Here is a 14,252-nt window from a genome sequence, read left to right on the forward strand (position 1 = left end):
TGCCAGGCTGCGTCCATGACACAGACCCAGGAGCCGGCGCGCAGCCGTACCTTCACCTGGTCGGACCCGGCGACCAACGCCGCGCAGGTCGGACGGCGCAGCGGCATCGACATGATCCGCGCGATGATCGCCGGGGAGTTGGCTGGGCCACCCGTGATGGACCTGATCGACATGGGCCGGATGGAGGCCGAAGAGGGCCGGGTCGTCGTCGAGTTGATCCCGCGGGAGTTCCACTACAACCCGCTGGGCACCGTCCACGGCGGTGTCATCTCGACGATGCTGGACACCGCCGCCGGCTGCGCAGTGCACACCACGTTGCCCGCCGGCGTCGGCTACACCTCGCTGGACCTGAACGTGAAGTTCCTCCGCCCGGTCACCGTCGACAGCGGCATGCTGCGCTGCGAGGGCACCGTGTTGCAGCGTGGCCGCCGTACGGCCCTGGCCGAAGCCCGCCTCACCGACGCCGACTCCCGCCTGATAGCCCACGCCACCAGCACCTGCCTGATCTACCCCCTGCCCTAACCCACCCCACCCCACCACCCCGCGATCTTGCACTTTCGGTCGCCGAAATAGGCGGCTTGCCCCGATTCGCGGGGGCACCAAGTGCAAGATCGCGGGGACGGGGTGCGGGGACGGGGACGGGGACCGGGGTGGGGGTTTAGCGGAGGGCCAGGCGGGCTGCGCGGGCGTCGCGCTTCTCCTCGAAGCGGCTCGCGGCGCGGTCCAGGTTGTCGAGCTGGGCGGCGAGCTGTTCGCGGGCGGCTTCGCCGTCGGCGTTCAGACCTGTCACGTTGAACACGTCCCACTGGCGCAGCACCGGCTGCAGCACCTCGTCGCGGTGCTGGCGCAGGTCGTAGATGCCGGCCAGGGCGATCGCCACCGACTTGCGGGCGAAACCCTCGATGCCGCTGCCCGGCATCTGGAAGTCGGCCACCACGTCGGCGACGGCCCGCATGGCCTGACTCGGCGCCAGCTCGAACGCGGCGGCGAGCAGGTTGCGGTAGAAGACCATGTGCAGGTTCTCGTCGGCGGCCACCCGGGCCAGCAGCGCCTCGCAGGCGGGGTCGCCGGTGGCCTTGCCGGTGTTGCGGTGCGAGATGCGGGTGGCGAGCTCCTGGAACGAGACGTACGCCAGCGAGTGCAGCACCTCGTCGCCGTGGGCGTTGGTGTAGCCCTCGGACATGTGGATCATCCGGGCCCGCTCCAGCGCCACCGGGTCGACCGCCCGGGTAACGGTCAGGTAGTCGCGGATGGCCGTGCCGTGCCGGCCCTCCTCGGCGGTCCACCGGTGCACCCAGGTGCCCCACGCGCCGTCGCGGCCGAACAGGGTGGCGATCTCGTGGTGGTACGAGGGCAGGTTGTCCTCGGTCAGCAGGTTGACGATCAGCGCGGTACGGGCGACGTCCGGGATCGTCGAGTCGGTCGGCGACCACGCCTCACCACCGAGCGGGCCGTCGAAGGTGCGCCCCTCGCTCCACGGCACGTACTCGTGCGGGAACCACTCCTTGGCGAGCGAGAGGTGGCGGTCGAGGTTGCGTGCGACCACCGGCTCCAGCTCGACGAGGAGTGCGGTCTGGCTCAGTGTGGTGCTCATGGTCACGAGAAACTCCCTACGGTGGCGTAACTTACGCTACCGTAGGTCCCCGCGGCGCTGCGCGCCAGTGGTGAGATTCAGCTGACTCTCGGCTCACGGTCCTCGACCGGCGGCATCCAGCCCCCCGCGTCGGCCGTGACCTGCTCACCCGAGCGGATGTCCTTCACCTCGCCCGGCGCGCCGTCGACCCCCGGGAACCAGACGTACGGGATGCCGCGTCGCTCGGCGTAGCGGATCTGCTTGCCGAACTTCGCCGCGCTGGGCGACACCTCGGTCGGCACCCCGCGCCGCCGCAGCGCCTCGGCCACCCGGTTGCTTGCCGCACGCTGCTCCTCGCCGGTCACCGCCACCAGCACGGCGGTCGGCACCTCCCGCGAGATCGACAGCTCGCCCGCGCCGAAGAGCAGCCCGAGCAGCCGCGTCACGCCGATCGAGATCCCCACCCCGGGGAACGAGGTGGCGCCGAGGCTGGCCAGGCTGTCGTACCGACCGCCGGAGCAGATCGAACCGAACCGCTCGTAGCCGCGCAGCTGGGTCTCGTAGACAGTGCCGGTGTAGTAATCCAGGCCACGGGCGATGCGCAGGTCCGCCACGCACAGGCCGGGCGAGTGCTCGGCGGCGGTCTCGACGACCCGGACCAGCTCCTCGATGCCCTCGTCGAGCAGCGGGTCGGTCACCCCCAGCGCCCGTACGGCGTCGGCGAACGACGCGTCCGGGGCGGAGATCTCGGCCAGCGCCAGGCACGCCTTGGCCTGCGCCTCGCTCGCCCCGGCGGTCTGGGCCAGCAGCTCGGCCACCTTCGCCGGGCCGATCTTGTCGAGCTTGTCGACGGCACGAAGCGCCGCCTCCGGGTCGGTCAGCCCGATGCCCCGGTAGAAACCCTCGCAGACCTTGCGGTTGTTGACCTGGATGGTCACCGGCGGGATCGGCAGCGACCGCAGCGCGTCCCCGATCACCAGCGGGATCTCCGCCTCGTGGTGTGGTGCCAGGGTGTCCCGGTCGACGATGTCGATGTCGGCCTGGACGAACTCCCGGTAGCGCCCCTCCTGCGGCCGCTCCCCCCGCCACACCTTCTGGATCTGGTAGCGGCGGAACGGGAAGGCCAGCTTGCCGGCGTTCTCCAGCACGTACCGGGCGAACGGCACGGTGAGGTCGAAGTGCAGGCCGAGCTGGTCGTCACCGGTCGCGCCCTCGGCGTCGGCGTGCAGCCGCCGGATCACGTAGACCTCCTTGGAGGTCTCCCCCTTGCGCAGCAGTTGATCGAGGGGCTCCACCGCGCGGGTCTCCAGCGGGGCGAAGCCGTACAGCTCGAAGGTGGTCCGGATCTTGTCGAGCACGAACTGCTCGATCATCCGCTGACCGGGGGTCCACTCCGGGAAACCGGAGATGGGCGTGGGCTTGCTCATGGGCGTACTCCTTGCGGTCCCGCGTCGTGGCGCGGTGCGGTCGTGGGTCCGCGCGCGGCGCGGACGGGGACTAGAGACCCCGGGTGGGCGCGGCCGGCGCCGGCCCCGCCACCTCGATGAGGTACGGGTTGCTGGCGCGCTCGCGGCCGATGGTGGTGCTGGGGCCGTGCCCGGGCAGTACGACGGTGTCGTCGGCCAGCGGGAGGATCTTGTCGCGCAGGCTGGTGAGCATGGCCGGCATGCTCCCGCCCGGCAGGTCGGTGCGGCCGATCGAGCCGGCGAAGAGCACGTCGCCGGAGAGGCAGATCTCGTCGGCCTCCCAGCCCGAGCCCGCGCCGGGCAGCCGGAACAGCACCGACCCGCCGGTATGGCCCGGGGCATGGTCGACGGCGATCTCCAGGCCAGCGAGGGTGAGGGTGGCGCCGTCGATCAGCTCCGCCACGTCGTCCGGCTCGCTGTAGCTCAGCCGACCGCCGAAGAGCGAGTCCAGGTCGGCCGACAGACCCTTGGCCGGGTCGGCCAGCATCTCCCGGTCGCCCGGGTGCACGTACGCGGTGATGCCGCGGGCGCCGCAGACCGGCGCGACCGAGAAGGTGTGGTCGAGGTGCCCGTGGGTCAGCAGCACGGCGGCCGGGTGCAGGCGGTGCTCGGCGAGCAGCGCGTCGAGCTGGTCGAGCACCCCGATGCCGGGATCGACCACCACGCACTGCTCCCCCGGCGCGGTCGCCACCACGTAGCAGTTGGTGCCGAAGGCGTCCGCGGGAAAGCCGGCCACGAGCACGGGCGCTGTCCTTCCGTCGAGCTGTCGTCCTGCCCAGCAGCCTAACCGGCCCGGCGAGCGGGTTTGCCGCGTCCGTCCCACCGGCACCGGCGGGCACAGTGACAACGCCCGATAAGCGCTGCTCGGGACGGGGTGGACCTCGTACACCCATTCCCAGTCGCTAGCCGTACACTCTGGCGGGCGTGTGGCGCGACACACGTGACGCCCGGACGGGCCGGGACGCCCGGCCGCCGGCGACGACCAGGCAGAGGAAGGGGAGCACGGGTGGCTTCCAGCAGGGACCGGCAGCGCAAACTCGCGCGGGCCAAGCTCGATCGGCAGATGGCCCGTCGGGCCGCCGCCACGCGGCGCCGTCGACAGATCCAGGCCGGTGTCGGCGTCTTCCTGGTCCTCGCGGTGATCGTGGCCGGCTCGGCCTGGGCGCTCGGGGCGTTCGACTCGGAGCCGAAGCAGACCGCCGCGGCGGAGGAGACCTGCATCTGGACGCCGCAGGACGCCGCGGTCAACACCAACCTCAAGGACGTCGGCACGCCGGCGACCACGGACCTGCCCACCGAGGGCACCCGGGCCATGACGGTCACCACCAACCAGGGCGCGCCGATCACCGCCGAGCTGAACCTGACCAGCTCCCCGTGTGCCGCCGCGAGCATCGCCCACCTGGCGAGCCGGTCGTTCTACGACAACACCCAGTGCCACGAGATCACCACCGAGGGCGCGCTGCGCTGCGGCGACCCCAGCGGCACCGGTCTCGGCGGCCCGAGCTACTCGTTCTACGACGAGGACGTGCCGTCGGTGCCGTCCGCGTCACCGTCGGCCAGCCCGGCGCCCGGTCAGCCGCCGACGTACCCCAAGGGGACCGTGGCGATGATCTCCAACCCGCCGGGCAGCAACGGCAGCCAGTTCCTGATCTTCTTCAAGGACTTCACCACCACCGACCCGAAGTACCCGGTGATCGGCAAGGTCACCGGCGGGCTGGACGTGGTGGAGAAGATCGGCGCCCTGCCGACCGTGGACAATGGGACCGGGGCGCAGGTCAGGCCCAAGTCCGACGTGGTGATCCAGAGCCTCACCGTCGGTGAGCCGACCACCGGCGCGGCACCGTCGCCGTCGTCCACCAGCGCCCCGGCGAGCAGCCCGAGCGCGGGCTGAACAGCTCGCCCCACCCACCCGAGCGACACCCCGCAGCAGACAGCCAGGAGGATCCAGGCGTGACGTCCACCAGAGAGCGGCAGCGCGCGGCGGCACGCGCCCGGCTCGAGAAGGAGATGGCCGAGCGCGCGGGCAAGGCCCGTAAGCGCCGGCAGACCCAGGCGATCATCGGCGCGGGGGCTGCCCTGGTTCTCGTGGTCGCCGGCACCGTCTGGCTGGCCATGACCCTCGGCGGCGACGACGACAAGACCGACACCGCCGCCCCGGCGCCCGGCGCGTCCGAGTGCGCGTTCACCGAGTTGCCCGCGGACCAGCGGTCCCCGCAGATCAAGGACGTCGGGCTGCCCAGCAACCAGCAGTCCGGCACCGGTGTGCAGACCATGACGATCGACACCAACCTGGGCCCGATCACCGCCAAGGTCGACCGGTCGCTGGTGCCGTGCACGGCGGGCAGCTTCACCTACCTCGCGGAGAAGAACTTCTTCGACAACAGCAAGTGCCACCGCCTGGTGACCGAGGGCATCAAGGTGCTGCAGTGCGGCGACCCGAGCGCCACCGGCAAGGGCTGGCGGGACACCGACGGCACCGGCGGCCCGACCTACCGTCAGGCCGAGGAGAACCTGCCCACCGACAAGCGCCCGCCGTACCCGGAGGGTGTCATCGCGATGGCCAACTCCGGCCAGCCGGGCAGCACCGGCAGCCAGTTCTTCATCGTCTACGGTGACTCGCCGCTGGACCCGGCGTACACCGTGCTGGGCACCATCACCGGCGGCATGGACATCGTCAAGGACGTGGCCAAGGCCGGCGACGACGGGGCGTTCGCCCAGCAGGCCGGTGGCGGCCACCCGAAGAAGGAAATCGTGATCAAGGACCTCACCATGAGCAACCCGCAGGGCTGACGCCAGCGAACACGACGAAGCGCCCGCCGGCTCAGCCGGCGGGCGCTTTGCTGTCGGGGTCAGGCGCCGGAGGTGACCCGGTACGCGTCGAACACGCCGTCGACCTTGCGGACGGTGGCCAGCAGGTGGCCCAGGTGCTTCGGGTCGGCCATCTCGAAGCTGAACCGGCTCACCGCCACCCGGTCACGGGTGGTGGTGACGGTGGCGGAGAGGATGTTGACCCGCTCGTCGGAGAGCACCCGCGTCACGTCCGCGAGCAGCTTGTGCCTGTCCAGCGCCTCGACCTGTATGGCCACCAGGAACGTCGAGGCGGAGGTGAGCTTCCAGCTGACCTCGACGACCCGCTCGCTCTGCGCCCGCAGGTCCTCGGCGTTGGCGCAGTCGTCGCGGTGCACGCTCACCCCGCCGGAGCGGGTGACGAACCCGAAGACCGAGTCCGGTGGGACCGGGGTGCAGCAGCGGGCCAGCTTGATCCAGACGTCGCTGACGCCACGGACCACCACGCCGGGGTCGCTGCTGCTCTGCCGGCTGCGCGGCGGCCGGGTGGCGACGGCGGTCTCGGCGATGTCCTCCGCCGCGCCCTCCTCGCCGCCGTACGCGGCCATCAGCTTCTGCACCACCGACTGGGCGGAGACCTGGCTGTCGCCGACCGCCGCGTACAACGACGCCACGTCGGCCAGGTGCAGGTCCCGGGCGATCGACATCAGCGCGTCGGAGGTGAGCATCCGCTGCAACGGCATGCCCTGCTTGCGCATCGCCTTGACGATCGCGTCCTTGCCGGCCTCGATCGCCTCCTCGCGCCGCTCCTTGTTGAAGTACTGGCGGATCTTCGTACGGGCGCGAGGGCTCTTGACGAAGCCCAGCCAGTCCTGAGTCGGGCCGGCCGTCTCGGACTTCGACGTGAAGATCTCGATCACGTCGCCGTTGGACAGCGTCGACTCCAGCGGCACCAGCTTGCCGTTGACCCGCGCCCCGATGCACTTGTGCCCGACCTCGGTGTGCACCGCGTACGCGAAGTCCACCGGCGTCGACCCGGTCGGCAGCGGGATGACGTCACCCTTGGGGGTGAAGACGTACACCTCCTGGCTGGACAGATCGAAGCGCAGCGCGTCGAGGAACTCACTCGGGTCGGCGGCCTCGCGCTGCCAGTCGAGCAACTGCCGCAGCCAGGTCATCTCGTCGATGTGCGCCGGCGGGCCGACGATCTGGGTGCCCTTGTGCTCCTTGTACTTCCAGTGCGCGGCGATGCCGAACTCGGCGGTGCGGTGCATCGCGTACGTGCGGATCTGCATCTCCACCGGCTTGCCGGTGGGCCCGATGACCGTCGTGTGCAACGACTGGTACATGTTGAACTTGGGCATCGCGATGTAGTCCTTGAAGCGACCCGGCACCGGCTGCCAGTTGGCGTGGATCACGCCCAGCGCCGCGTAGCAGTCACGAACCGTGTCGACCAGGATCCGCACACCCACCAGGTCGTAGATGTCGTTGAAGTCGCGCCCCCGCACGATCATCTTCTGGTAGATCGAGTAGAGGTGCTTCGGCCGGCCCGTGGTGTCCGCCTTGATCTTGGCGGCCTTGAGGTCGGTCGACACCTTCTGCGTCACCTGGCGCAGCAGCGCCTCTCGCTGCGGCTGGTGCTCCCCGATCAGCCGGTTGATCTCCTCGAACCGCTTCGGGAACAGCGTGCCGAAGGCCAGATCCTCCAGCTCCCACTTGATCGTGTTCATACCGAGCCGGTGGGCCAGCGGGGCCAGGATCTCCAGGGTCTCCTTGGCCTTCTGCTCCTGCTTGGGGCGGGGCAGGAAGGTCAGGGTACGCATGTTGTGCAGCCGGTCGGCCAGCTTGATCACCAGCACCCGCGGGTCCTTGGCCATCGCCACGACCATCTTGCGGATGGTCTCGGCCTTCGCCGCGTCGCCCAGCTTGACCTTGTCCAGCTTGGTGACGCCGTCGACCAGCAGGGCGACCTCGCCACCGAAGTCGGCGCGCATCTGGTCGAGGGTGTACTCGGTGTCCTCGATGGTGTCGTGCAGCAGCGCGGCGACAAGCGTGGTGGTGTCCATCCCCAGGTTGCCGAGGATCGTCGCCACGGCCAGGGGGTGGGTGATGTAGGGGTCGCCGGACTTGCGGTACTGCCCGGAGTGCCACCGCGCGGCCGTGTCGAAGGCGCGCTGCAGCAGCCGGGCGTCGGCCTTCGGGTGGTTCTCCCGGTGACTCGCGATGAGCGGCTCCAGCACCTCGCTGACCTGCGAGGTCTGCCAGGGCGCGTTGAACCGGGCCAGCCGGGCCCGGACCCGCCGGCCGGTGGGCGCGCTGGACAGCCCGAACCCGCCGCTGGGCGACGGGTCGACGCCGGAGTCGGTCGGGAACGGAACCACGGCCCCGTCAGCGCTGGGAGACGCCTCGACGACGCCCGCCGCCGTGGCCGCGGGTGTCACCGCCGTGCCGTCGATCGCAGCCCTGCCGGTGCCGTTGCCGGAGCCCGTCACCCGGGCCGGGGCGTCAGCGTTCCGGTCGGTCACCGAGCCGTCAGCGTCGCCTGTCGGGTGCACCGTGCCCTCCGCCGGAGGGACGACATCGTGGGACACCGGCCTCCTCACCGCTCGCCGGGAAAACACCGGCCGTCCGTCGGCCGGCCTGGTCTCGCGCCGCCGGGCGGTGTACCGCCGGCGTCAGCAAAGGGCAATGCTACCCGCACGGACGGTCCCCTGCCGCTCCGCCGGACGGTCGGCGCGGGGTCCGCCCGACGGGCCTCGACTCAAACGGTCAGCAGGGCATGGACCGGACGCGGCGCCAGCCGCTCACGGCCACCCAGGAAACCCAACTCCAGCAGTACGGTGAAGCCGGTGACGGTCCCACCGGCCCGCTCGACCAGGTCCAGCGTCGCCTCGGCGGTGCCGCCGGTAGCCAGCACGTCGTCGACCACCAGCACCCGGTGGCCGGCGGTGAACGCGTCCTCGTGCACCTCCAGCGTGGCCTCGCCGTACTCAAGGGCGTAGGAGACCGAGTGCGCCGGGCGGGGCAGCTTGCCGGCCTTGCGCACCGGCACCACACCCACCCCGGCCGCGTACGCGACAGCCGCCGCGACCACGAACCCGCGCGCCTCGATACCGACCACCACGTCGAAGCCGTCCCGCCCCTGGTGCTCGACGATCCCGTCGACCACCTCGCGGAACACCTTGGCGTCGGCGAACAGCGGCATCAGGTCCTTGAACAGGACACCGGGCTGGGGGAAGTCCGGCACGTCCAGCACGCGGCTGGCCACCAGCCGGGCGGTCTCCGGGCCGCTGTCCCCGCGCGGCGCGGTGCTGTGGGTCTCCGTCACGGCTGCTCCGTTTCCCTTCCAACGACGACGGCGTCCGGCAGTGCTGCTCGCACAGCATGCCGGACGCCGTTCGGTCATTCCATCCCGGGTCTACCCGGGTTGCCAGCGCTGCGTGGTGCCAGCGCCGCTTGGTCCGGTCAGCGCCGCTTGGCGCCACCCGGCCGGTTGCCGCCGCCACCCGGGCGACTGCCCCGGGCGCCGGTGGGCCGCTTGCCCGCCGGCCGGGCACCCACCTTGGGAGCGGCGCCGGCCAACGCGGCGGAGTCCGGGTCGATCGGCGCGTCGGCCGCGTCGGCCTGGGCCGGGCTCACCGCACCCTTCGTGGGGACCTCGCCACGGGCCAGCGCACCCCGGCGGGCCTGCACCCGCTTGTTGTGCGCCTGGATCCGCGGCTCGTAGTTCTTCAGCAGCGCCAGCATCGGCGTGGCCACCACGATGGAGGTCAGGAACGCCATCGCCATACCGACGAACAGCACCAGGCCGAGGTCCTTCAGCGTGCCGGCCCCGAGCAGGCCGGCGCCGATGAAGAGCAGACCACCGACGGGCAGCAGCGCCACCACCGACGTGTTCAGCGACCGCATGAGGCTCTGGTTGACGGCCAGGTTGGCCGCCTCGCCGTACGTCTGGTTGTTGTTGGCGGTGATGCCCCGCGTGTTCTCCTGCACCTTGTCGAAGACCACCACCACGTCGTAGAGCGCGAAGCCCAGGATCGTGAGGAAACCGATGATCGTCGACGGGGTGACCTCGAAGCCGACAAGCGAGTAGATGCCGGCGGTGAGGATCAGGTTGAGCAGCAGCGAGGTGACGGCGGCGACGGCCATCCGCCACTCGAAGCGCAGGATCAGGTAGAGCATCACCAGCGCGATGAAGACCACCAGACCGAGCACCGCCCGCTCGGTGACCTGGCTGCCCCACGCCTCACTGACCTGGTTGCTGCTGATCGAACCGGGGTCGATGCCGAAGTCCTCGGCGATCTGGGCCTTGACCGCGTTGGTCTGGTCGACGGTGAGCTGCGGCGTACGCAGCTCGTAGGAGTCGCCGCCGGTGCCGCCGACCTGCTGCGCGGTGGCCACCTCGACGCCGGTGTTCTCGGCGGCGAGGGCCGCGTTGACCTCCTCCTCGGCCTGCTCCAGCGTGCCGACGCTGGCTGGCACCGAGAACGAGTTACCGCCGGCGAACTCGATGCCGAGGCTGAACCCCCGGACCGAGATGCTGAGGATCGCGATCAGGACGAGGATCCCGGCGACGCCGAACCAGAGCTTGCGCCGGCCGACGACGTTGAGACCGGCCTCGCCGTTGTAGAGGCGGCTCGCCAAACTGTTATCAGCCATCTCAGGCCTCCTTGGCGCGCGGGTTGCGGGGCTGAGTCTGCTGGGTCCGGGCCGGAAGAGCCCGGCCGAGCCCGCTGACCCGCGGGGACAGGAACGCCCGGGTCCGGGCGAACATCGTCATGATCGGGTGGCGGAAGAGGAAGACCACGACCAGGTCCAGCACGGTGGCGAGGCCCAGGGCGAAGGCGAAGCCCTTCACCGTGCCGACCGAGACCACGTAGAGCACCACCGCCGAGAGCAGGGTGATCGCGTTGGCCGAGATGATCGTCCGGCGGGCTCGGATCCAGGCCCGGGGTACGGCGCTGCGTGGGCTGCGTCCCTCCCGGATCTCGTCCTTCAATCGTTCGAAGTAGATGACGAACGAGTCCGCCGCCACACCGAGTGAGACGATCATGCCGGCGATGCCGGCGAGGGTGAGCGTGAAGCCGATCTGCCGGCCGAGCACCACCAGCGCGCCGAAGACCAGCAGCGCGGAGAGGATCAGGCTCAGGAAGATCACCGAGCCGAGCAGCCGGTAGTAGAAGAACGCGTAGATGATGACCAGCAGCATGCCGATGCCGGCCGCGAGCAGACCGGCGCGCAGGTGGCTGGCACCCAGCGTGGCGGTGACGTTCTGCGCCTCCTGCTGCTCGAAGGTCACCGGCAGCGCGCCGTAGCGGAGCTGACCCGCGAGGGTGCTGGCGTCCTTCTGGGTGAAGTTGCCGGTGATCTGCGAGTCGCCGGTCAGCACGCCCTGGATCTCCGGCGAGGAGACGATCTCGTTGTCCAGCACGACGGCCACCCGGCACTTGCCGTCCTGGCCGAGGGCGGTCGCGTCGCACGCCTGGCCCTCGTTGGTGAACGCCTCACGGGTGAGCGCGGTCCAGTTGCCCTGGCCCTTACCGGTGAAGTCCAGGCTGACCACCCAGGCGTTGGTCTGGTCGAGCACCGCGTCGGCGTCCGACACGTCGGTGCCGAGCACCTTGGCCTGGTCGAGCAGGTACTTGGAGACGCCGTCCTCGCAGGAGACGACCTGCTGCTTCGGGTCGGAGATCGACGCCGGGGGGCGCTTGTCGAGCTGCGCGCAGCCGATCGTCGGCACGTTGAACTGCATCTGCGCCGGCAGCACCGCCACCTCCTGCGGAGACAGCGTGCCGAACGGCTTGAGCTTGTCGGCCAGCGACGGGTCGGCGGTCAGGTCGGCCGGCCCCTGCAGACCGTTGGCGGCCTGCCACGCGGCGGCGCCGACCTTCTGCTCGACGGCCTTGCGCTGCTCCTCGATGCTCGCCGGCACCGGCTCGGTGCTGGCGCTGGGCGTCGGCGCGGCGGCACTCGCCGAGGCGGACGGAGTCGGCGTGGCGCTGGGCGACGCCGGCGCCATCCCACCCTGACCGCCGCTCGGCGACGCGGTCGCCTTCGGCGCGTCACTGCCCGACGGGCTCGGGGTCGCGCTGCCGGACGGAGCCGGACTGCCGGACGGGCTCGGCTCGGCGGCCGGCGGGGCGGCGACCGCTCCGCTGCCGTCGGCGGCCTTCAACACCTTGCGGAAGCGCAGTTCAGCCGCGCTGCCCACGTCGGTGAGGTCCCGGTTCTCTCCGGGCAGGGAGATGACGATGTTCCGGTTGCCCTCGGTGACCACCTCGGCCTCGGCCACGCCGAACGCGTTGACCCGGCTCTCGATGATCTGGCGGGCCTCCTCGAGGTTCTCCGCGGTCGGGGGTTTGCCGTCAACGGAGTTGGTGGCCTCCAGCGTCACCCGGGTGCCGCCGATCAGGTCCAGACCGAGCCGAGGCTCGAGCCGATCCTTGAAGCTGCCGCTGGCACCGCCCGCGAAGAACACCAGAAGGTAGAGGACCACGAAGATGGCCCCGAGCACGGCGAGCTGCCGGCCGGGGCGCATCTGTCCCTGAGGTGGTGCCACGGTTGTCTGTCTCCCTGTACGGTCGCGCCGCTGTGCGCGGCGGCGAGTGTCGGGCCGGGGGTCCGGCCGACCGGGTCTGACCTGGGCCGGCAAGACGCCGACACGAGAGCCGGACGCGCCGGCGCGGAACGCTGGCGGTCACGGGGACGTGCCGATGCCCGGCGTCGACCCAACTATCCAGTTTTCACGTCGCGTCCGCTGCCCCGTCGGGCGCGGTGCCCCCCCTGGGAACCGGTCACCCGGCCGCACGCCGGACGCGCACCCCCTTGTGCAGGGGTCAGTCCTTGGCGGTGTCCGCGTCCTCGGTCACCGGCTCGCTCGGCAACTCCGCGCGGGTGACCACCCGCGCGATGGCCGGGCGGGCGTAGCGGGTCTGCACGCCCGGAGCGATCTCGAGCAGGACACTGTCGTCCTCGATGCCGGTGACGGTGCCGTAAAGCCCGCCGATGGTCACAACCTCGTCGCCGGGGCCGAGGTTCGACTGCATCGACTCCGCCTCGCGACGGCGCTTCTGCTGAGGCCGGATCATCATGAAGTACATGACACCGAAGAGCAGTGCGATCATCAGGATCGGCGTGAAGCTGCCGGCCCCGCCTGCCGATTGTGCGTAATGCACGTTAAAAACCTTCCCATTGGCCCCCGTCGCGACGCGGGATGCGTCGGAGCGGAGGCAGACTCTCACGTCCTGTACAGACCGCGGCGAAGTCTAAACCCTGCACCTGAGAACGCCGAATGCGGCACAGATCACGTTCACATCACGGCTGATCGGCTTCCACCGAGAACAGATCGGGCGGCGGAGGGACATCCGCCCCAAATGTACCATTCGGCGGCGTGCGGCCCAGGTGCCGCCAGGCAGCCTCCGTAGCCACCCGGCCACGCGGCGTACGCGCCAGCAGGCCGGCGCGCACCAGGAACGGCTCGCAGACCTCCTCGACCGTGTCCGGCTGCTCCCCCACCGCCACCGCGAGCGTGGAAAGCCCCACCGGGCCGCCCCGGAACGAGTCCACCAGCGCGGTCAGCACCGCCTTGTCCAGCCGGTCCAGGCCGAGCGCGTCGACGTCGTACACGATCAACGCGGCACGGGCGGTGTCAAGATCGACCACCCCGTCGCCCCGCACCTCCGCGTAGTCGCGGACCCGGCGCAACAACCGGTTGGCGATCCGGGGGGTGCCCCGCGACCGGCCGGCGATCTCGGTGGCGCCCTCGCCCGTGATCGGCACACCGAGGATCCGCGCCGAGCGGTGCAGCAGCGTCTCCAGATCCGCCGGGGCGTAGAAGTCCAGGTGCGCGACGAAACCGAACCGGTCCCGCATGGGCCCGGTCAGGAGCCCGGACCGGGTGGTCGCGCCGACCAGGGTGAACGGCTCGACATCCAGCGGGATGGCGGTGGCACCCGGCCCCTTGCCGACCACCACGTCGACCCGGAAGTCCTCCATCGCGCTGTAGAGCAGCTCCTCGGCGGGCCGGGCGATCCGGTGGATCTCGTCGATGAAGAGCACGTCGCCCTCGGCGAGGCTGGTCAGGATCGCCGCCAGGTCCCCGGAGCGCTCGATCGCCGGCCCGCTGGTCACCCGAATGCCCGCGCCCAGCTCGGCGGCGACGATGTTGGCCAGGCTGGTCTTACCCAACCCAGGCGGCCCGGACAGCAGGATGTGATCCGGCGGGGAACCACGCCGCATGGCGCCCTGCAACAGCAGGTCAAGCTGGTCGCGAACCCGGTCCTGGGCGATGAACTCGGCCAGCCGCCGGGGCCGCACGGTGGCCTCCGCGTCCCGCTCGGCGTCGCTGACGTACGCCGAGACGAGCCCCTCGGTCTCGCTCACCGTGCCGCCTCCGTCCGCAGGACCCGCGCACCCGGCTCACGCAC

General features: G+C 71.0%; 12 protein-coding genes. 3 read left to right on the top strand and 9 right to left on the bottom strand.

Annotated elements, in window-relative coordinates:
- Positions 1-15: 15 nt before the first annotated feature.
- Positions 16-522, top strand: a complete 507-nt coding sequence (locus ABZ780_RS24280) for a PaaI family thioesterase (protein ID WP_357487580.1) — start codon at positions 16-18, stop codon at positions 520-522.
- Positions 523-658: 136 nt separating this feature from the next.
- On the opposite strand, the gene ABZ780_RS24285 is transcribed toward ABZ780_RS24280, so the two are convergent.
- The 3 genes from ABZ780_RS24285 to ABZ780_RS24295 form a co-directional block, all read right to left on the bottom strand.
- Entirely contained in the window at positions 659-1,594 is a 936-nt protein-coding gene (locus ABZ780_RS24285; protein ID WP_357487581.1) for an acyl-ACP desaturase, read from the bottom strand.
- A gap of 77 nt (positions 1,595-1,671) precedes the next feature.
- A complete protein-coding gene (hisS, locus tag ABZ780_RS24290) occupies positions 1,672-3,000 on the bottom strand; it encodes a histidine--tRNA ligase (RefSeq protein ID WP_357487582.1) in 1,329 nt (442 codons plus the stop codon).
- 70 nt (positions 3,001-3,070) lie between these two features.
- A complete protein-coding gene (locus ABZ780_RS24295) occupies positions 3,071-3,781 on the bottom strand; it encodes an MBL fold metallo-hydrolase (protein ID WP_357487583.1) in 711 nt (236 codons plus the stop codon).
- A gap of 264 nt (positions 3,782-4,045) precedes the next feature.
- Between ABZ780_RS24295 and ABZ780_RS24300 the strand changes: the two genes are divergently transcribed.
- Positions 4,046-4,930, top strand: coding sequence for a peptidylprolyl isomerase (locus ABZ780_RS24300; protein ID WP_357487584.1), 885 nt, complete (start codon positions 4,046-4,048; stop codon positions 4,928-4,930).
- A gap of 59 nt (positions 4,931-4,989) precedes the next feature.
- Positions 4,990-5,829 carry a peptidylprolyl isomerase gene (locus ABZ780_RS24305; protein WP_357006446.1) on the top strand — a complete coding sequence of 280 codons (840 nt, stop codon included), beginning with the start codon at positions 4,990-4,992 and terminating at the stop codon, positions 5,827-5,829.
- Between the two features lie 59 nt (positions 5,830-5,888).
- Here ABZ780_RS24305 and ABZ780_RS24310 read toward each other — a convergent pair whose 3' ends face one another.
- From ABZ780_RS24310 to ruvB, 6 genes are all read right to left on the bottom strand, one after another.
- Entirely contained in the window at positions 5,889-8,417 is a 2,529-nt protein-coding gene (locus ABZ780_RS24310; protein WP_357006443.1) for a bifunctional (p)ppGpp synthetase/guanosine-3',5'-bis(diphosphate) 3'-pyrophosphohydrolase, read from the bottom strand.
- A 170-nt stretch (positions 8,418-8,587) separates the two neighbouring features.
- Positions 8,588-9,154 carry an adenine phosphoribosyltransferase gene (locus tag ABZ780_RS24315; RefSeq protein ID WP_357006440.1) on the bottom strand — a complete coding sequence of 189 codons (567 nt, stop codon included), beginning with the start codon at positions 9,152-9,154 and terminating at the stop codon, positions 8,588-8,590.
- Positions 9,155-9,291: 137 nt separating this feature from the next.
- The gene (secF, locus tag ABZ780_RS24320; protein WP_357487585.1) at positions 9,292-10,485 is read right to left on the bottom strand and encodes a protein translocase subunit SecF; all 1,194 of its coding nucleotides are present in this window, start codon (positions 10,483-10,485) and stop codon (positions 9,292-9,294) included.
- Between the two features lies 1 nt (position 10,486).
- Positions 10,487-12,385, bottom strand: a complete 1,899-nt coding sequence (secD, locus tag ABZ780_RS24325) for a protein translocase subunit SecD (protein ID WP_357487586.1) — start codon at positions 12,383-12,385, stop codon at positions 10,487-10,489.
- Positions 12,386-12,662: 277 nt separating this feature from the next.
- The gene (gene yajC, locus ABZ780_RS24330) at positions 12,663-13,001 is read right to left on the bottom strand and encodes a preprotein translocase subunit YajC (RefSeq protein ID WP_357006431.1); all 339 of its coding nucleotides are present in this window, start codon (positions 12,999-13,001) and stop codon (positions 12,663-12,665) included.
- 139 nt (positions 13,002-13,140) lie between these two features.
- Positions 13,141-14,208 (bottom strand): Holliday junction branch migration DNA helicase RuvB, encoded by a 1,068-nt coding sequence (gene ruvB, locus ABZ780_RS24335; protein WP_357006428.1) that lies wholly within the window; start codon positions 14,206-14,208, stop codon positions 13,141-13,143.
- Positions 14,209-14,252 lie beyond the last annotated feature (44 nt).

Origin of the sequence: Micromonospora sp. NPDC047467 (assembly GCF_040643095.1) — a bacterium.
GTDB lineage: Bacteria > Actinomycetota > Actinomycetes > Mycobacteriales > Micromonosporaceae > Micromonospora.

Coding starts and splice junctions, on each gene's coding strand:
- secF (WP_357487585.1), bottom strand. CDS start 10,485: ATGGCTGATAACAGTTTGGCGAGCCGCCTCTACAACGGCGAGGCCGGT.
- ABZ780_RS24285 (WP_357487581.1), bottom strand. CDS start 1,594: ATGAGCACCACACTGAGCCAGACCGCACTCCTCGTCGAGCTGGAGCCG.
- ABZ780_RS24280 (WP_357487580.1), top strand. CDS start 16: ATGACACAGACCCAGGAGCCGGCGCGCAGCCGTACCTTCACCTGGTCG.
- hisS (WP_357487582.1), bottom strand. CDS start 3,000: ATGAGCAAGCCCACGCCCATCTCCGGTTTCCCGGAGTGGACCCCCGGT.